The following is a 17158-nucleotide window of genomic DNA, read 5'->3' on the forward strand; positions in this document are numbered from 1 at the left end:
CGAGGATCAGTGACCGGCGGCGTCCCGCAGCCGCCTGCCTTCTCGCGCCTTGATCCGGCGGTGCTCGGCGACGATCACCAAGACGCCCGCGATGATGCAGACGCCGCTGACGACCCCCGCCACCACCGCCCACCCCGCGAATCCGTACCCGGCGGCGGTGAGCGTCAGGGCCATGGCCACGATGCCCACCGCGACCAGGATGATGCCCGGCCAGTTCCGGGCGTCCTCGATGGATTCTCCGGCGTGTGTCCGAATGGTGCGGGTGTCGTCCGGAAACGCGTGGGTCCGGGCCACGTGCTGCTCTCCGGCGCCGCCGGATCCCGCGGTCGGCTCGTTCGGTGCTGGCAGCATCGGATGTCCTTTCTGCTGAGCGGCAACGATTTCGGTGCGCGGGCCTCCCGAGGCCCGCGCCGTTGCGAGCGGGCCGTCCTGGGCGGCCATACCGGTCGGATGCCCGCGTTAAGGGATCCGAAACGGGGGTAGGACGTCAGCGAGCGACCCTGTTCCGGGCCGCTCGTACCCGCGAGAAGATTCAGGAGGATCCCGATGACAACAGCACGGGACATCATGACCCCGAACGTGGAGTGTGTCCGCTCCAGCGACACGGTGGTTGCGGCCGCGCAGCGCATGGCGGAGTTGAACGTCGGCGCCTTACCCATCTGCGGTGAGGACGACAAGCTGAAAGGAATGCTCACCGATCGCGACATCGTCGTAAAGGTGATCGCCCAGCGTAAGGACCCGCTCGGCGTCGACGCGGGCGAACTCGGGGGCGAGGAATTGGTCACCGTCGAAGCCGACGACGACGTACGCAAGGTGATGTCGGTGATGTCGCAGCATCAGGTGCGCCGCGTGCCGGTACTGGAGAAAGGCAAGCTGGTCGGAATCATCGCGCAGGCCGACGTGGCCACCACCGTCGGGAACACCCAGTCGGGCAGCACCGTGGAGGCGATCTCGACCGACTTCTGAGTCCGGCCCTACTCAGACCGCGGCCGGGTGCATGTCGTAGACCGCGTACGCCGCTCGGATCACCGGCTGGGCGACATTGCGCACCCGGATGCCGCCCGGAGTGGTGCCGCGCTCGGTGCCCGCGTGCGCATGACCGTGCAACGCCAGGTCGGCGCCGTGTTCATCGATCGCCTCGCCGAGCAGGTAGGAGCCGAGGAACGGATAGATCTCCCTCGGCTCGCCGTGCAGGGTGTCGCTGATCGGGGAGTAGTGCGTGAGCGCGACGGTGACGTCGGTGTGCAGATTCGCCAGCGCATCGCCGAGTGCGGCGGCCACGTCCACGGTGTGCCCGGCGAATTCACGCATCAGTGGTTCACCGAAGACGCTTGCGCACTTGCCCGCGAAGCCGCCGCCGAAGCCTTTCGTGCCCGCGACCCCGAGCGTGCTCCCGTCGAGGTGCAACGTCACCGAAGTGCCTTCCAGCACCGTGATGCCGTGGTCGGCCAGCACGGCGCTGATCTCCTGATCGGCGTCGCTGTGATAGTCGTGGTTGCCCAGGACGGCGACGACGGGCACGCCCAGGTCGGCGAACTCCTCCGCGACCACCCGCCCTTCGTCGACGGCGCCGTGGCGCGTCAGGTCGCCCGCCAGCAGGAGCACATCCGCTCGCGCGGACAGTCCGTCCAGTGCCTCCCGCCATTGCCCGCGCGAATCCACGCCGAGATGTACGTCACCGACCGCGGCTATCCGCATGCCGCTCAACTCCTTTCGGATCCGTCCGGCTCCAGCGTCTCGGTTTCGACGGGCGCCGTGGGACGGGTGACATGGACGTCGTTGTGGATCCGAGCGTGCGGAAGCTGTTCGCGCACGACGGTTTCCATCTGCTGTTTGCAGTTCTCGCTGCTCACCTCGCCGCACAGCACCACGACGTCGCCGCGAATGGTCACCTGCACACCGAGTTCGGCGGTGCGGGGATCCTCGGCCAGCGCCCGGCGCAATCGTGCGACCAGGTATTGCGGCTGCTCCATCTACTCCACCTTTCCGGTGCGGGTGATGCCGAGATCGTCCAGCAGGCCCAGGAAGGCCCGCGCGTAGGGCGAGGCCTTGGTCTGCTCGCGCACCACCTCCCAGTCGACCTGTTCGCGCAGGTCGCGCGCGATATGCAGAATCGGGCTGAGATCAAGGCGGTGCGCGTCGAAGACGAGCATCTTGTCGATCATCAGGTCGGTACCGCTGATCACCGGGGCCTTGGCGGGCCCGATCCGCATCTCGGTGGCCCGGTCGAGCAGTTCGTCGGTCACCTCGCGATCGTTCGGGCGGTGAATGACGTCCACCAGGATGTCGTCGGCGTAGACCTTGCGTAGCCAGTTCTCCGGCGGGTCGCACACCCGCAGCCCCGCACGGGCCAGCGTTTGGATCGCCCGCCCGCTGTCGGCCGGTTTGACGAAGATGTCCACGTCGTGCTGGGAGGTGGGGCCGCCACGGGCGTAGACCGCGCAGCCGCCCGCCACCGCGAATCGGATGTCTGTCGCCGCCAAGGCGTTCACCGTGCGGGTGAGCGCATGCAGCAGCTGATCGGTGGTAACGGCCATGCAGCGGTGGTACCCGGCGGACACCGGGTTAATCGACGTTTCACCGGGTATGCGTCCGGATATCCGGAGGGCCCGACGCGGCCCGGCACCGGGCTTTCGGACCACTTCGGACCAACCTCGCGAGCAGGGAAGGAGCGACACATGCCCAAGACGACAGCGCGCGGCGATGTGAAGAAGTCCGAGTTGCCGAGCACGCTGAAGCGGTCGGAGGAGAAGGCGCAGCGCACCTTCGCCGAGGCGCACGACGCCGCGCTGGAGCAGTACGACGGGAACGAACAGCGCGCCCACCGCGTCGCCTATGCCGCGCTGAAGCACAGCTACGAGAAAGTCGGCGACCACTGGGAGCCCAAGGCGCACCGCGGTCCCTCGGACGAACGCGCCAGGCAACACGGGCCGGACGCGCGAGGTGAGACGGCCGAAGGCGTCGATGCCAACGCGTCGAAACAACACCTGCTGGAGGTCGCCCGGCGACTCGACGTCACCGGGCGCTCGCGGATGAGCAAGGACGAACTCGTCGAGGCGATCAAGAAACGCAACCGCCGGGAGGCCGCGCGTGCCCGAGGGTGAGGACGACGACTGGGCCCGCCGTGCGCGCGGCGAGACCGAGCTGGAACGACTGGACCGGAACTGGGCGAGCCTGATCCAAGAGTTGCGCGTTGTCCAGACCGGTGTGCAATTCCTGTTCGGGGCGTTGCTGGTGCTGCCGTTCCAGGCGTCGTTCGGCACGCTGGCGCCGGGCTTGCGAGCGCTGTACCTCGCCACTTTGGCTGCTGTGCTGGGGGCGACGGTGTTTCTGATCGCACCGGTGTCCTGGCATCGGATCCTGTTCCGCAGGCACCGGCTGGGCAATGTCGTCTGGGCGGCGCACCGGTGCGCGATGGCCGGCGTCGCACTGCTGGGTCTCGCGTTGATCGGCGCGGTGGTTCTCGTGGTCGACTATGTGACGGGCACGGCAGCGGCGATAGTGACCGGTATCGCCGCCGTCGCGTTGTTCGTGTCGACATGGCTCGTCGCCCCGTGGCGCTGGCGCAGCGCGTCCGAGGACGTCCGCGCCGAGCACTACTGATTCACCGCGCCCAGGAGACGACCTCGCCCGCGTGAGCGGGTGCGCCGCGGTGGTAGGCGCTGAGCGTCTCGACCGCGACCCGATCCCAGGAATTGCGGCTCGCGGCCCGCTGATAGGCTGCCGCGCCCCAGGTTTCGCGCAACGTCGAGTCCGCCAGGAGCGGGCGCACCGCCCGCACGATGGCAGCGGGTTCGGGCGGAGCGACGAATCGTCCCGTGACGCCGTCGACCACGGTATCCAGCAGGCCGCCGACAGCCGTGGCGATCACCGGCTTCCCGCAGGCCATAGCCTCCAGCGCCACCCGGCCGAACGGCTCGTACCAGGGCGTGCAGAGCACGACGTCGGCGGAGCGGTACAGCCGGGGCAGGGTCGGTCGCGTGACCGGTCCGGTCAATCGAAGCCGTTCTCGCACACCATGATCCGATGCGATGCGGCGCAGCCTGCGGCCTTCGGCGTCGTCCTCGTCGTCGGCGGCGGGGCCGCCGACGATCACCAGCTCGGTGTCCGGCAGCTCCGCCAGCGCTCCGATAAGGGGGTCGAATCCGCTGCGGCGCACCAGCTCTCCGGCCGCGAGCAGCCGGTGCGTGGCGTGCCGATCGGCGGCCGCGCCCTCCGGGGTGAACCTCGTGAGGTCGACCCCGTGCGGCACGATCGAGGTACGGAAGCGCGGCACGCCCATCCTGGCCAGCTCCCCGACCTCGTCGGAGCAGGTCGCCACCACGTGCGCCGCCCGCGTCGCGATGAGCCGCTCGAACCGGATCCGCGAGCGTGGGCTCGGGTCGGCGAGACCTTCGCAGCGCCGCTGCACGGTGCCGAGCCCGTGGAAGGTCAGCACCACCGGGATGCCGTGGGCGCGGGAGGCCAGTTCGGCGGCGAGCCCGGACTTCCAGTAGTGCGCGTGCGCGATGTCGGGCCGATCGGCGCCCCAGTGCCGTCGCAGAACGGTGCCGAAGTCACCGAGGTAGGGCAGGGTGCGGTCGCTCGGCAAGGGGTTGGGCGGTCCGGCCGCGACGTGCACCACGCGATAGCCGCCGTCGGCGAGCAACTCGGCCGGGGCGTGCGGACTGATACGTCGGGTATAAACCGTCACGTCGTGGCCCCGGCGGGCATAGGCGGCCGACAACTCCGCTACATAGGCGCCGCGGCCGCCCCCGTCGGCGGGGCTGCCTTCGGCGAGCGGGCTGGCATCTTCGGAAACCATGGCAATCTTCACCGGGTGCTCCGTTCTCGTCGCGGGCGGCATCCGGACGCGCGGATACGCGCGGTTGCCCTACGACCGGCATCGCGTGACGTTCGGGAATATGTTCGGTATATGCCCGCGGTCGGCCCGATGAAACCCCACGTCAGCGGCCACATTCCCGGCCGACCGGTCGGTTCGTACCGGCCGCGGGCCCTCCGGCGTCGGGTCACGTTCTCCTACCGAACGCTGTCGGGAAGGGGTCGGCCGTGCCACACTGTAGGGAGGTTGAGATCACAGCCGACCCCGGTTCGACGCATTCGGCGCAGCCGGTCGATGGGACGGCACGGCAACCGATTCGCGCGCTGCCCTCTCCGGCCGTCGCGGAGGACTGGATACCCCCTACACGGGAGGTTCGACTTGTCTGCCATTTCTCTGCTACGGGACCACGCCGAGGGCGTGCATCTCAATGGTTCGGGACCGGGACGCCGTCGGGACAACCGGTTGTGGGCACAGCGGGTGGACCGCCGTCGCGAATGCGTGGTGGTCCGGGTCGAAGGCGAGTTGGACGCCGCCGTGTCGGCCGAGTTCTTCGAGACGGTCGAGCGTGCGTTGCAGTCACCGTGCGATGCCGTCGTGATCGATCTGCGAGCGGCGAGGTTCTTGAGTCTGCGCGCGGCCGTGCGGCTCGGTGCGCTGCGCAGAGAGGGGTTGGGTCGTCCGGACCTGCGCATCGTCGTGGGCGGACCGGGAGTCGAGCGGGCACTCGAGGTGACCGGCGTGCGGTCGTTGTTCCCCCGCTACCAGTCCATGCGCACAGCTTTGGACGCCTGAGCCGAAGACTGTCGCCCGAGACCGGTGCTCGCCGGTGTGACCGCTCCCGATCCGGTCACACCGGGCGCGTCGGCATCGGATACTTCAGCGGTGAGTGAAAGCAGGTCGGTCCAGCCCGAGAATGCCCTCGCGCTGGACCAGGTGATCGGTACCGGAAGGCCGCAAAGTGTCGGCAGTTTCCGTTTCTGGTTCGCCGACCAGCGTTGGGAATGGTCGGACGAGGTCGCGTCGATGCACGGTTACGCGGTGGGGACGGTGACGCCGACCACGGAGTTGTTGCTGAAGCACAAGCACCCGGACGATCGCGAAGCGGTGGCCAGCGCCTTGGCGCGGTCGATCGCCGACGCGGAACCGTTCTCCAGTCGCCATCGCATCATCGACACCGCCGGCGCGGTCCACCACGTGGTCCTGGTCGCCGACCGGATGATCGACGACTCGGGGCTGGTGGTGGGCACCTCCGGCTACTACATCGACGTCACCGACACCCTCGCGGAGCACCGGCAGGAGACGCTGGACGACGCCCTGCCCGAGTTGTACGCCGCCCGAGCGGTGATCGAGCAGGCGAAGGGCGCGCTCATGCTGATCTACGGCGTCGGCCCCGAGCAGGCGTTCCGTGTGCTGAGCTGGCGATCGCAGGAGACCAACGTCAAACTGCGCAAACTGGCCGCGCGGCTGGTCGCCGATCTGCCCGGGCTGGCAAGCGTCACGGTTGGCCTGCGCACCGAATTCGATCATCTGCTGCTCACCGCCCACGAGCGCATCGACGGCGACTGACCGGCGTTTCGATCCCATCCCGGCGGGTACGTCCCGGACGAGGAACGCGGCGATATTCCGCTCCACAGTCCGTGGCGTCCGCGGTGTTCCGGTGGCTGAGAAGGAGAACTCGGCGGCGGTATGCAGGCCGCAGTGGAGTGGCTGTGAGGACAAGGTGGTGATGGGCAAATGGGGGAGTCGACTTCCCGATCCTCGACCGACACGACGACAGTCGGTGTACGGGTGCCCGCTCGGCTGGAACAGTTGACCATGCTCCGCGCGCTCGCCGAGACAGTCGCCCTCATCGCGGACTTCGCCTTGGACGAGGTGACCGATATCCGGCTCGCGCTCGACGAGGTGGCGACCTCGCTCATCATCGACGCCGCCGTTGGCTCGACGATCGACTGCGAGTTCACCTATGACGACGGCAAGATGTTCGTGCACGTCTCCTCGGTGGCGGTCACCGAGTCGGTGCTCGGGCACGCCGGGCTCGGCTGGCACATCGTACGCACGCTGACCGATTCGATCGCCGCCGCGCAGGGCTCCTACGACAGTGTGCTCGGCGGATATCCGACAGTGATCGACTTCAGCTGGGTGCGAGGTGCGCCGAATGGCGGGTGAGCCGAGGTCGCGCGGGGATACCTACGACAACATCGAGCCGCTGTTCGAGAAGATCGCCGCGCTGGATCCCGGCGATCCACGACGTGTGCCGATGCGTCGGGAGCTGATCGAACGATGCCTGCCGCTGGCCGAGCACATCGCCCGCAAGTTCGCCGGGCGCGGCGAGAACTTCGACGACCTGCTGCAAGTGGCCCGCCTGGGGTTGGTGCAGGCAGCGGACCGTTTCGATGTCACGCGCGGATCGTCGTTCCTGTCCTTCGCCGTGCCCACGATCATGGGCGAGGTCCGGCGGCACTTCCGGGACAACACCTGGGCGGTGCGGGTGCCCCGCCGGACCAAGGAGATCCAGCTGAGTATCGGTCCGACCGTCGAAACGCTGTCCCAGCGACTGGGCCGGATGCCACGCGCCAGGGAGATCGCGGCCGAGCTGGACGTCGAGCTCGTGGAGGTGACCCAAGCGCTGATCGCGGGCAACGCCTACCAGTCGTCGTCCATCGACGCGGCCGCCGGTGAGGACGCCGAGAACACCGCGCAGCCGCTACTGGACAGCCTCGGCGCCGAAGAGCCCTCCTATCACCTGGTCGAGGACGTGATGGCGGTCGAACCGCTGCTCGGCGAACTTCCCGAGCGTGAGCGTCAGGTGCTGACCATGCGTTTCTTCGAGTCGTTGACGCAGAATCAGATCGCCGAGCGGCTCGGAGTCTCCCAGATGCACGTTTCGCGCATTCTTTCCCGGACCTTGAACGCGCTGCGCGAGCAGGCGCTGCGGGACTGACGTCGGCCCGTTACACCGGATTCGGCGGAGTCGGGTCCGGCGACGGCCCGGGCAGACCGGGGTCCGGCGAAGGGCGGCCGGGATCCGGCACGGGGCGCGTCGGCGCCGGTCCTGGTACCGGCGGACGTGGCGCGGGGCCTGGCACCGGTGGCAGCGGATGCGGGTCAGGTTCCGGCGGAACAGGATTGGGCTCCGGAATGGGGTCCGGCTCGGGAATCGGCGGTACGGGATCCGGTTCCGGGATGGGCGGTACGGGGTCCGGCTCGGGCGTGGGCGGGACCGGCTGTGTCGCGCTGTCGGTGGACATGCGAACTCCTCCTCGTTCGGGTGATCGGCGTGCGCTACGGCGGCGACCGCGCTTCGTCCGGCCGATCATCGGCCGGTTACCCATCGATCACGGCGCCAACCGGTTCGCGCGGCAGCCACGGTTCGGCCGACCAGTTTGCGTAACAGGCCCAACGGGTAGTTAGACAGGAACCGGACAACAGATGCCGATGGCTCGAGGAGCTCGTCATGACCGACCAGCGCCGCCCAGGCACCCGGAATCCGCGGTTCGGACCGGGTGGGCCGGGGGCGTCGATCCAGTCCCGAGGGATCTCCGTCACCAGGAACCACGATGTCATCCGCCGCTGGGCCGCCCAGCGCGGAGCCCGGCCCGCGACAGTGCCGGGCAGCGAGCACGACGGACGGCTCGGGGTGTTGCGATTCGACTTTCCCGGGTACGGGGGCGCCGTGCTGCGCCCGGTGCGGTGGGAAGAGTGGTTCGCCACCTTCGATGCCAGGAGACTTCGCTTCTGGTACGTGGAGCGCGGCACCGATGATCCGCCGAGCAACTTCAACCGTTTGGAGCCGCCGCGATAGCCGGGCGGCCGCTGGATTAGTCGTGAGACCGGTCACGGTCGTGCGCCCGTGATCGGCGCATCGGAAGCAATGTGACGCACGGCACGATCGCCTCGCGAAATCTGTTGTCGACCCTACGGATCGCGCAGGCCCGGCCCGATGTGATCGCTTGTTCGAAAAGGTCTGTTACCGTGCACTTTTCGCGGTCGGTCTCGTTCTCCGCGTCGTGCCGCGGTGCGCGGAAGGCGAGTTCCTCTTCCGCCCCGGTGCTGCCCGAGTCGGGCGGGCGTATAGCGTCGATGGAACAACCAAGAGGCCCCACATCGGTCTGCCGGACGTTTACCGGCCGGGCACAGGGGTAATCGAAGCCGAGCAAAGGTTGCTCGAAAAGCGGAAGGTCGCGTCGGTATGGGGATGCGGTTGTCCGCATCGTGACGCGCTTCCGCATGTCTGCAAGGGATAAGGTCTTGAGCGCAAACCTGATGATCGTGGAAGACGACGACCGGGTCCGCGGTGCCTTACGGCTCGCTATGGAAGACGAGGGATACGACGTCGACGAGGCGGAGGAAGCCGAAGACGCGCTCACTCATCTGCGCAGCAACGGTGTTCCCGATGTGATGATCGTCGATCTGATGCTCGGCGGCATGGACGGGTTCGAGTGTATCCGGGAGATCCGCCGCGACCATGACGTCCCGATCATCGTGGTCAGCGCTCGCGACGACACCCACGACGTGGTGGCCGCCCTGGAGGCGGGTGCCGACGATTTCGTGACCAAGCCGTTCGAAATCAAGGAGATCACCGCTCGTATGCGCGCGGTGCGCCGCCGCTTCCGGCTGACCGCCGAACGGGAGACGCCGCAGGAGATGGTGCTCGAGGCAGACGACACGGCTCCGCTGGTCCTCGCGCAGGACAGCGGGGTGGTGCGCCGCGGCGACGAGGAGATCAGGCTGACGCTCACCGAATTCCGTTTGCTGTGTGAGCTGGCCGAGACGCCGGGCCGGGTGCTCAGCCGCACGGCGCTGCTCGAACGGGTTTGGGACCGTGGGTTTTTCGGCGACGAACGCATCGTGGACGTGCACATGCGCCGCTTGCGCACGAAGATCGAGCGGGATCCGTCCGATCCGCGCATCGTGGTGACGGTGCGCGGACTCGGCTATCGCCTCGATGTGCGCCGCTGAACGCTGCTCCGACGCCGAACGCTGGAATCCGAACGCCTGGAGCCTTCGCGCCCGGGTGACCGCCGTCTTCGCGACGATCGCCGCGCTGATGTCGCTGGTACTGGTCGTTTCGGTCTTCGTGATCAGCCGCGGCTACCTGGAAGCGCAGCGAACACACGCGGGCAGCGAATCGCCGGGAGATCTCAACGCGGATCTCGATCTGCTGCGCAACGTGCTCATCTGCTGCGCCGTCGTGGTCACCCTGATCGGCGCGGCGGTCGGCTGGTGGGCGAGCAGGCGGGTGCTGACCCCGCTGCATCAGCTTGCGGGCACCGCCGCGCGGATCGCCTCCGGTGATCTCGACCAGCGGTTGCCCGCGACCGGGGACCAGGATCTGGCGATCACCGTCGAGTCGTTCAACACCATGGTGGACTCGCTGCAACGGCGCATCGAGCGCGAACACCGGCTCTTCGGTGACGTCAGCCACGAGCTGCGCACGCCCCTGACCACCCTGATGGCCAGCGTCGATGTGCTCAACCGGCACCGCGGGGATCTGCCGGAACGTTCGCAACGGGCGCTCGGCCTGGTCACCGCCGAGGTGGAGCACCTGCGCAAACTGTTGGACGATCTGCTCGCCCTGGCGCGGGTGGAAGCGGGCATGCATCACGGCGACGCCGAGCCGCTGTCGGTGCGCGACCTGCTGGTGCACACGCTGAGCGACCGTCGCTATCCGGGCGAGCTGCTCACGGTGCGCCAGGACGTCACCGTGCGCGGCCGCAAGGTCGAACTGGAGCGCGCGGTGGCCAACCTGCTGCACAACGCCGACCGGCACGGCGGCGGTGTGGTCGCGGTCGGCATCGACCGCGACGGCACCGACGCGGTGCTCACCGTCGACGACGCGGGCCCCGGCGTCCCCGCCGCGGACCGCGACCGGATCTTCGAACGATTCGCCACCGCCCGCAGCGGCCGCCGCTCGCCGGACGGGACGGGGATCGGATTGGCGCTGGTCGCCGAGACGGTCGCCACGCACGGTGGCGGGGTGCACTGCACCGACCGTCCCGGCGGCGGCGCGCGATTCGTCGTGCGGTTGCCCCGGCTCGGCGACATCCATCCGTAATACGACCGTAAAGAAGTCGACAGGTTCACCTCAAAGTCGCTTCGCAAGCCTGGATAAGTACTGCTGATCAGACGAGGGAGTTGTATGTCATCGCCAACCCTGTCCCCAGCGGAGATCGAGCGATCGCGCGTCGGGAACGCCGCGGCCGCTCTGGGGGCCACCCCGTCTCGGAGAAGCGCCGGACCCGCCGTGGTCCTGCGCACGCCCCGTTTGGGCGACGGCGCCCCGATGTGGCGCATCGCGAAGAATTCCGCGGTGCTGGACGTCAATTCGAGCTACGCGTACCTGATGTGGTGCCGGGACTTCGCCGGAACCTCGGTGGTCGCCGAATCCGACGGTCGCGTCGTCGGATACGTGATCGGATTCGTCCGTCCGCAGGCGCCCGACACCGTCTTCGTCTGGCAGATCGCGGTGGACCGCGCGCAGCGCGGCCGCGGCATCGGTGCCGAGCTGCTCCACACGTTGCTCAACAGCGTCGCGGCTCAGGGAGTTTCAGTGCTCGAAACCACCATCTCGCCGGACAACGCCGGTTCCATCGCGCTGTTCACGTCGGTGGCCGCTGCGCGCGGCGCCGAGGTGACCAAGCGCCACTTGTTCGACGCGGGCGTCTTCCCCGACAGCCACGCACCCGAAGACCTGTATCGCATCGCCCCGACCGCCCGCACCACCGAGGAGGATCACCGATGATCAACGCGGACACCACCGTTTTCGAGAGTCTGGAGTCGAACGTGCGCGGTTACTGCCGCGCCTGGCCCACCGTGTTCACCACGGCGAAGGGCAGCTGGTTGCGCGACGAGGAAGGCAAGGACTACCTGGACTTCTTCGCGGGCGCCGGTGCCCTGAACTATGGGCACAACAACGATGTGCTCAAGCGCTCGCTGCTGGACTACATCGCGAGCGACGGCATCACCCACGGCCTCGACATGTCGACCGGAGCCAAGCGCGAACTGCTGGAGACGTTGCGCGACACGCTCTTCACCCCGCGCGGCCTGGACTACAAGGTCCAGTTCCCCGGCCCGACCGGCGCCAACGCGGTCGAGGCCGCGCTCAAGCTGGCGCGTAAGGTCACCGGCCGCGAGACCATCGTCAGTTTCACCAACGCCTTCCACGGCATGACCCTCGGCGCGCTGTCGGTCACCGGCAACGCCGCCAAGCGCGCGGGCGCCGGTGTGCCCTTGGTGCACGCCGCGCACATGCCCTACGACGGCTACTTCGACGGCACCACCGCCGACTTCCAGTGGATGGAGAAGGTGCTCGACGACACCTCGTCGGGCTTCGACCGCCCGGCCGCGGTGATCGTGGAGACGGTGCAGGGCGAAGGCGGCGTCAACGTCGCCCGCGCGGAGTGGCTGCGCCACCTCGCCGGGCTGTGCACGGAGCGGGAGATCCTGTTGATCGTCGACGACGTGCAGATGGGCTGCGGCCGCACCGGACCGTTCTTCTCCTTCGAGATCGCGGGCATCACGCCCGACATCGTGACGTTGTCGAAGTCGATCGGCGGCTACGGCCTGCCCATGGCACTGGTGCTGTTCAAGCCGGAGCTGGACGAGTGGTCGCCGGGTGAGCACAACGGCACCTTCCGCGGCAACAACCCCGCGTTCGTCACCGCGACGACCGCGCTGCGCCACTACTGGTCCGACGACGCCCTGCAGACCGCGACCCTGGCCAAGGGGGAGAAGATCGCGCGCAGCTTGTCCGAGCTGGCCGCGCACTTCCCCGGCGTCTCGACCCGTGGACGCGGACTGGTGCAAGGCGTGGTGTTCGACGATCCCTCACAGGCGGGCAAGGTCTGCCAGATCGCCTTCGAGCGCGGGCTGCTGGTGGAGACCTCCGGCTCGACCGACGAGGTGGTGAAGCTGCTGCCGCCGCTGACGGTCACCGACGAGGAACTCGACCAGGGGCTCGGCGTCCTCACCGGCGCCGTCGAGGCGGTGTGCGGCGGGATGGGGGCGATCGCATGATCGTGCGCAGCACCGCGGAGATCACCGGTACCGAGCGCGACGTCGCGGGCCGAGGCTGGCGCAGCAAGCGCATCGTCCTGGGCGGCGACGGCGTCGGCTTCTCGTTCCACGAGACCACCATTGACGCCGGGACGGTACACGAGTTCCACTATTTGAATCACGTAGAGGCCGTGTGGCTCGTCGAAGGCGAGGGCACGCTCACCGATCTGGACAACGGCGTCACCTACGAGCTCGCGCCCGGCTCGATGTACCTGCTCGACGGACACGAACGCCACCGCTTGGAGGTGCGCACCACGATGCGGATGATGTGCGTGTTCAACCCGCCGGTCACCGGTCAGGAGGTTCACGACAGCAACGGCGTCTATCCGCTGGTCACCGCGACGATCGGAGGTTGAGGACACCAATGGTTCTGCAGCACACCGAAACACCGCCCGAGACGGCTCGCTACGATCGCTACCCGACCCGTCTCGGCGCGCCCGCTCCGCACTTGGAGCGTGCCGACCCCGCGGTGTGGGGGGAGGTCGAGAGCCCGGAACTGGCCTCGTTCGACGCCGATGGGTTCGCCATCCTGGATCAGCTGCTCACGCCCACGGAAGTGGGCGAGTACAGCGAGGAGATCACCAGGCTGGCGAACGATCCGGCGCTGCGCGACGACGACCGTGTCATCGTGGAGAAGTCGTCGAACCGGGTGCGTTCGGTCTTCGAGGTGCACAAGCTGAGCGAGGCGATCGCCGAACTGGTGCGTCAGCCGCGGGTGCTCCGGCTGGCCGAACAGGTGCTGGGGTCGCCGGTGTACGTGCACCAGAGCCGGGTGAACTACATGCCCGGTTTCCGCGGCACCGGTTTCTACTGGCACTCCGATTTCGAGACCTGGCACGCCGAGGACGGCATGCCCGCGCCGCGAGCGGTGAGCCTGTCGATCGCGCTGACCGACAACTATCCGATCAACGGCAGTCTCATGGTGATGCCGGGCTCGCACCACACCTTCGTGCCGTGCCTGGGCAGCACTCCGGCCGAGCATTACCGGGAGTCGTTGCAGGAGCAGGAGATCGGCGTGCCGACGAGCGACGACATCACCGCGCTCGCGAACCGGTACGGGATCAGTCAGTTCACCGGCCGGGCGGGCTCGGCGCTGTTGTTCGACTCCAACCTGATGCACGGGTCGTCGAACAACATCACGCCGTTCCCGCGCTCGAACATCTTCGTGGTGTTCAACAGCGTGCACAACACGCTCGTCGACCCGTTCGCCGCGCCCGCGCCGCGACCGGGCTACATCGGCAGCCGGGACTTCACACCGCTGTCGGCCTGATTTCGAGCCGCCCCGCGCGTGCCGCCCGCCCTGGTCGTCGGGCGAGCCGTACGCGGGGGGCGTTTCGCGCCTGACGTCCGCTGTTTTTCGCGTGGATCAGGCGAGCCGCCGGATCGCTTCCGGACCGAGGTCGGCGATCGTCGGGTAGCCGTCCACCGCCATCAGCAGATCGGCCTCGGCGAGCAGCGAACGCACCACGTGCACGAGGCCGTCGACACCGCCGAGGGCGAGCCCGTAGGGGTAGGGGCGTCCGATGCCGACGGCCGTGGCGCCGAGCGCCAGCGCTTTGACGATGTCGGCGCCGGTGCGGACGCCGGAGTCGAACAGCACCGGCAGGTCGTCGGCCGCCGCGACCACCAACGGCAGATGCTCGATCGCGGGGATGCCGCCATTGGCTTGTCTGCCGCCGTGATTCGAGCAGTAGATGCCGTCGACGCCCGCGTCCTTGGCGCGCCGTGCGTCGTCGGGATGGCAGATGCCCTTGAGGACGAGCGGCAGGTCGGTCAGCGATCGCAGCCACGCCAGGTCGTCCCAGGTCAGCGCGTTGCCGAACAGCGAGATCCAGGTGAGGATGGCGGTTTTCGGATCCTGTTCGGGTGGGCTGGGCAGCAGCGCTCGGAAGACCGGATCGCTGAAGTAGTTGGCCAGGCAGTGGCCGCGCAGCTGAGGAAAGTTGGAGACCGTCAGATCGCGCGGGCGCCAGCCGGGCACCCAGGTGTCCAGCGTGACCACGATGGCCTTGAATCCCGCCGCTTCGGCCCGCTGGACCAGGCTCTGCGCGAGATCCCGATCGGTGGGGGTGTAGAGCTGGAACATCCCGGGGGTGTCGCCGAACTCCGCCGCCACGGCCTCGAGCGGATCGACGGTGAGGGTGGAGGCGACCATCGGGACGCCGGTGCGCGCCGCGGCCTTGGCGGTGGCGATGTCGCCGTGCCCGTCCTGGGCGCACAGCCCGATCACGCCGACCGGGGCAAGGAAGATCGGCGTCGGCAGCGTCATGCCGAACAGTTCGATCGAGAGGTCGCGCGTCTTGCTCGCGCGCAACATGCGCGGGATCAGGCCCAGTTTCTCGAAGGCCGTCACATTGGCACGCTGGGTGAGCTCGTCGCCGGCTCCGCCCGCGACGTACGACCAGATCCCCGGTGGCAGCGCCGCCCGGGCCTTGGCTTCCAGGTCGGCATACGTCATCGGGAAATCGGGCAGCACACCGCCGAGCCCTTGGAAGTAGATCTCGTTCTGGTAGTCGCCGAAGTTGGTCACGCTGCTCCTGTCCACGTCTCGATGCATGAATGTATCCGATACGTTCCTGTAGCGGGTCCGGTGCGGCCACGCTTCCCCCTACTCCGGAGAAACCCAACTCGACCAGCCTGCGGTAAGCGCCGAGCTGCTCGCGCGGCACCAGCGGCTCGGTTGCGCAACCGCAGGACGGCGGCATCGACTCGCGGAACCGGATGGAAACTGTGCCTGCCGCCGCGCGCGCCCAGTTCGATCGCCGTCGTCGGCCAGTGGGCGACGGTGAGCTTGGTCCAGCGGCCGTAATCACCGGATGCTTGCGAGCGAATTCGAGCTGGGTGAGCAGGGTCGCGGAGGTGAGCCCGCCCGCGGCCAGGCACCAGCGCACGATGTCGGTGGTGATGGCGAACGGCACGTTGGCCACGACGGCGAACGGCTCCCGAGGCGGGCGCACCGTGCGGAAATCGCTGTGGTACGACTGGATTCGCGGATCGTCCGCGTATCGGCGGCCCAGCAGTGCCGCGTAGCGCCGATCCTTCTCGTAGGCGCGGACCCGGCCGCTCACGGTCAGCAATTGCCTGGTCAGTATGCCGTCACCGGGTCCGACTTCGAGAACGAGATCGTCGGCGGTGACGCCGGAGGCGTGCACGATCAGCCGGGCGGCGCGTGCGTCGGTGAGGAAGTTCTGCGAGAGCCGCTTTCGCGTGGTCGACGGGTCGCTGCCGCGGGCACGCGAAAGGGAATGATGGCGGGACATGGGTGTCCTCCGAACGGAGTGGTCGAATCGGGAAGGTCGATTCGCCCGGACCCATGCCAGGACACGAAGAGTGCGGCGACCGCTACCGGTCACCGACGCGGATTCCGCTCGAACGGATCAGGAGATCGCAGCGGTACGGTGCACCGGCAGAGCCCAGGCCTCCGTACGCAGCCGGAGGTAATGCGCGCCGACCGCGTACGCTCCGTTCATGCCGGGACTGCCACACATGTCCCGCACCGTACGACCGTCACCCAGCCGTGTGCCACTTCTTTTCCGGATGCGGCACCGTGGAGTTCAGCGCGGCGTCGACTGGCCGACCACGTCCGGGTCTTGCCGCTCGGCGGCGTAGGCCCGCCAGGACTTGGCCTCCGCGTGCTTGCCGAGCTGGTCGAGGAGATCGGCGAGTTCGGCGATGGCGCGCGGCTCGTGGCGGTCGGCGGCGGTGCGCCACCAGGATTCGGCCCCGACGGGATCGCCGCGCCGCAGCCGAACCATGCCGAGTTCGTAGGCGGCACCGGCGTGCCCGGCATCGGAGGCCTGCGCCCACAGTCCGCATGCCTGCTCTTCGTCGCCGCGGCGGTACATCGCGACGCCGAGGTCGTAGAGCGCACCGCGATACCCGGGGTCGCCCGACTGCCTGGACTCGCCCGCCCGGGGCGGGGCGTCGACCGGAGCGGGCCGTTCGCCGGGCTGCGGGACTCCGTTCGGCACCGACGCGGTATCGGGAACCCGGGCACTCGGCACGCTCGCCGGGGGGGTGCTGTTGGTGTCCACCGGGTCGAGCTCACGGACGTGTTTCTCCGCTGCCGGGGGCGTTTGCGACACCTGTCCGCCGAGCGGTGAGTTCGATTCTCGCTGGATGTGATTCGGCTCTGCAGCGCCAGAACTCGAAGGCGAAGTCTGCGCCGGGGGCTGGGCGTGCGTGCCGGCGAGGTCGAATGCGCGATATGGGTCCGCCGTCGGACGGTTCGCGACCCGCGGGCTCGATCCGGAGTGCGGACCGTCCGTCGAGGGGGAGGCG

General features: G+C 68.6%; 21 protein-coding genes and 1 pseudogene. 14 read left to right on the forward strand and 8 right to left on the reverse strand.

Annotated features, from left to right (window positions below; all coding sequences use genetic code 11):
* Positions 1-6 precede the first annotated feature (6 nt).
* A complete protein-coding gene (locus ACIHAX_RS13475) occupies positions 7-351 on the reverse strand; it encodes a hypothetical protein (protein WP_355075239.1) in 345 nt (114 codons plus the stop codon).
* 195 nt (positions 352-546) lie between these two features.
* Between ACIHAX_RS13475 and ACIHAX_RS13480 the strand changes: the two genes are divergently transcribed.
* Entirely contained in the window at positions 547-966 is a 420-nt protein-coding gene (locus ACIHAX_RS13480) for a CBS domain-containing protein (protein WP_397277554.1), read from the forward strand.
* A gap of 12 nt (positions 967-978) precedes the next feature.
* Here the strand turns inward: ACIHAX_RS13480 and ACIHAX_RS13485 are convergent, their stop codons facing one another.
* From ACIHAX_RS13485 to ACIHAX_RS13495, 3 genes are read right to left on the reverse strand one after another with little or no spacing between them, the layout of a single operon-like run.
* Complete coding sequence (locus tag ACIHAX_RS13485; protein WP_356965695.1) at positions 979-1698, reverse strand: metallophosphoesterase; 720 nt, start codon at positions 1696-1698, stop codon at positions 979-981.
* Positions 1699-1703: 5 nt separating this feature from the next.
* A complete protein-coding gene (locus ACIHAX_RS13490; protein ID WP_355075244.1) occupies positions 1704-1973 on the reverse strand; it encodes a BON domain-containing protein in 270 nt (89 codons plus the stop codon).
* Positions 1974-2537, reverse strand: a complete 564-nt coding sequence (locus ACIHAX_RS13495) for a nucleotidyltransferase family protein (RefSeq protein WP_355075246.1) — start codon at positions 2535-2537, stop codon at positions 1974-1976. It abuts the gene before it with no gap.
* 141 nt (positions 2538-2678) lie between these two features.
* Between ACIHAX_RS13495 and ACIHAX_RS13500 the strand changes: the two genes are divergently transcribed.
* Positions 2679-3104: a ChaB family protein gene (locus tag ACIHAX_RS13500; protein ID WP_364432282.1), complete on the forward strand. Its 426-nt coding sequence runs from the start codon at positions 2679-2681 to the stop codon at positions 3102-3104.
* Positions 3091-3603 carry a DUF6328 family protein gene (locus ACIHAX_RS13505; protein WP_397277557.1) on the forward strand — a complete coding sequence of 171 codons (513 nt, stop codon included), beginning with the start codon at positions 3091-3093 and terminating at the stop codon, positions 3601-3603. The genes ACIHAX_RS13500 and ACIHAX_RS13505 overlap by 14 nt, the downstream gene beginning before the upstream one ends.
* A gap of 1 nt (position 3604) precedes the next feature.
* Here the strand turns inward: ACIHAX_RS13505 and ACIHAX_RS13510 are convergent, their stop codons facing one another.
* Positions 3605-4804 (reverse strand): glycosyltransferase, encoded by a 1200-nt coding sequence (locus tag ACIHAX_RS13510; RefSeq protein WP_379253786.1) that lies wholly within the window; start codon positions 4802-4804, stop codon positions 3605-3607.
* A gap of 396 nt (positions 4805-5200) precedes the next feature.
* Here ACIHAX_RS13510 and ACIHAX_RS13515 point away from each other — a divergent pair, with 396 nt between their 5' ends.
* From ACIHAX_RS13515 to thpD, 11 genes are all read left to right on the forward strand, one after another.
* Entirely contained in the window at positions 5201-5614 is a 414-nt protein-coding gene (locus tag ACIHAX_RS13515) for an STAS domain-containing protein (protein WP_355075253.1), read from the forward strand.
* 90 nt (positions 5615-5704) lie between these two features.
* Positions 5705-6388: a PAS and ANTAR domain-containing protein gene (locus ACIHAX_RS13520; RefSeq protein WP_397277560.1), complete on the forward strand. Its 684-nt coding sequence runs from the start codon at positions 5705-5707 to the stop codon at positions 6386-6388.
* 168 nt (positions 6389-6556) lie between these two features.
* Complete coding sequence (locus ACIHAX_RS13525) at positions 6557-6988, forward strand: anti-sigma factor (protein ID WP_355075255.1); 432 nt, start codon at positions 6557-6559, stop codon at positions 6986-6988.
* The gene (locus ACIHAX_RS13530) at positions 6978-7763 is read left to right on the forward strand and encodes an RNA polymerase sigma factor SigF (protein ID WP_397277562.1); all 786 of its coding nucleotides are present in this window, start codon (positions 6978-6980) and stop codon (positions 7761-7763) included. The genes ACIHAX_RS13525 and ACIHAX_RS13530 overlap by 11 nt, the downstream gene beginning before the upstream one ends.
* A 513-nt stretch (positions 7764-8276) precedes the next feature.
* Entirely contained in the window at positions 8277-8624 is a 348-nt protein-coding gene (locus ACIHAX_RS13535; protein WP_397277564.1) for a hypothetical protein, read from the forward strand.
* A 446-nt stretch (positions 8625-9070) separates the two neighbouring features.
* Positions 9071-9781: a response regulator transcription factor gene (locus tag ACIHAX_RS13540; RefSeq protein WP_355075261.1), complete on the forward strand. Its 711-nt coding sequence runs from the start codon at positions 9071-9073 to the stop codon at positions 9779-9781.
* Entirely contained in the window at positions 9768-10877 is a 1110-nt protein-coding gene (locus tag ACIHAX_RS13545; protein ID WP_356965705.1) for a HAMP domain-containing sensor histidine kinase, read from the forward strand. Before ACIHAX_RS13540 ends, ACIHAX_RS13545 begins: the two co-directional genes overlap by 14 nt.
* A gap of 84 nt (positions 10878-10961) precedes the next feature.
* The gene (ectA, locus tag ACIHAX_RS13550) at positions 10962-11564 is read left to right on the forward strand and encodes a diaminobutyrate acetyltransferase (protein ID WP_355075265.1); all 603 of its coding nucleotides are present in this window, start codon (positions 10962-10964) and stop codon (positions 11562-11564) included.
* A complete protein-coding gene (ectB, locus tag ACIHAX_RS13555; RefSeq protein ID WP_397277567.1) occupies positions 11561-12838 on the forward strand; it encodes a diaminobutyrate--2-oxoglutarate transaminase in 1278 nt (425 codons plus the stop codon). The genes ectA and ectB overlap by 4 nt, the downstream gene beginning before the upstream one ends.
* Positions 12835-13233, forward strand: a complete 399-nt coding sequence (locus ACIHAX_RS13560) for an ectoine synthase (protein WP_355075269.1) — start codon at positions 12835-12837, stop codon at positions 13231-13233. Before ectB ends, ACIHAX_RS13560 begins: the two co-directional genes overlap by 4 nt.
* A gap of 8 nt (positions 13234-13241) precedes the next feature.
* Positions 13242-14147, forward strand: coding sequence for an ectoine hydroxylase (gene thpD / locus ACIHAX_RS13565; RefSeq protein ID WP_355075271.1), 906 nt, complete (start codon positions 13242-13244; stop codon positions 14145-14147).
* Positions 14148-14243: 96 nt separating this feature from the next.
* Here thpD and ACIHAX_RS13570 read toward each other — a convergent pair whose 3' ends face one another.
* The 3 genes and pseudogenes from ACIHAX_RS13570 to ACIHAX_RS13580 form a co-directional block, all read right to left on the reverse strand.
* Positions 14244-15407 carry a lactate 2-monooxygenase gene (locus ACIHAX_RS13570; protein ID WP_397277569.1) on the reverse strand — a complete coding sequence of 388 codons (1164 nt, stop codon included), beginning with the start codon at positions 15405-15407 and terminating at the stop codon, positions 14244-14246.
* Positions 15408-15756: 349 nt separating this feature from the next.
* Positions 15757-16137 (reverse strand): annotated as a pseudogene (locus ACIHAX_RS13575) (ribosomal RNA small subunit methyltransferase A); the annotation flags it as partial.
* Between the two features lie 294 nt (positions 16138-16431).
* Complete coding sequence (locus ACIHAX_RS13580; RefSeq protein WP_397277573.1) at positions 16432-16962, reverse strand: tetratricopeptide repeat protein; 531 nt, start codon at positions 16960-16962, stop codon at positions 16432-16434.
* Between the last annotated feature and the right edge of the window lie 196 nt (positions 16963-17158).

It is taken from the genome of Nocardia sp. NPDC051929 (genome assembly GCF_044548645.1).
GTDB lineage: Bacteria > Actinomycetota > Actinomycetes > Mycobacteriales > Mycobacteriaceae > Nocardia > Nocardia sichangensis.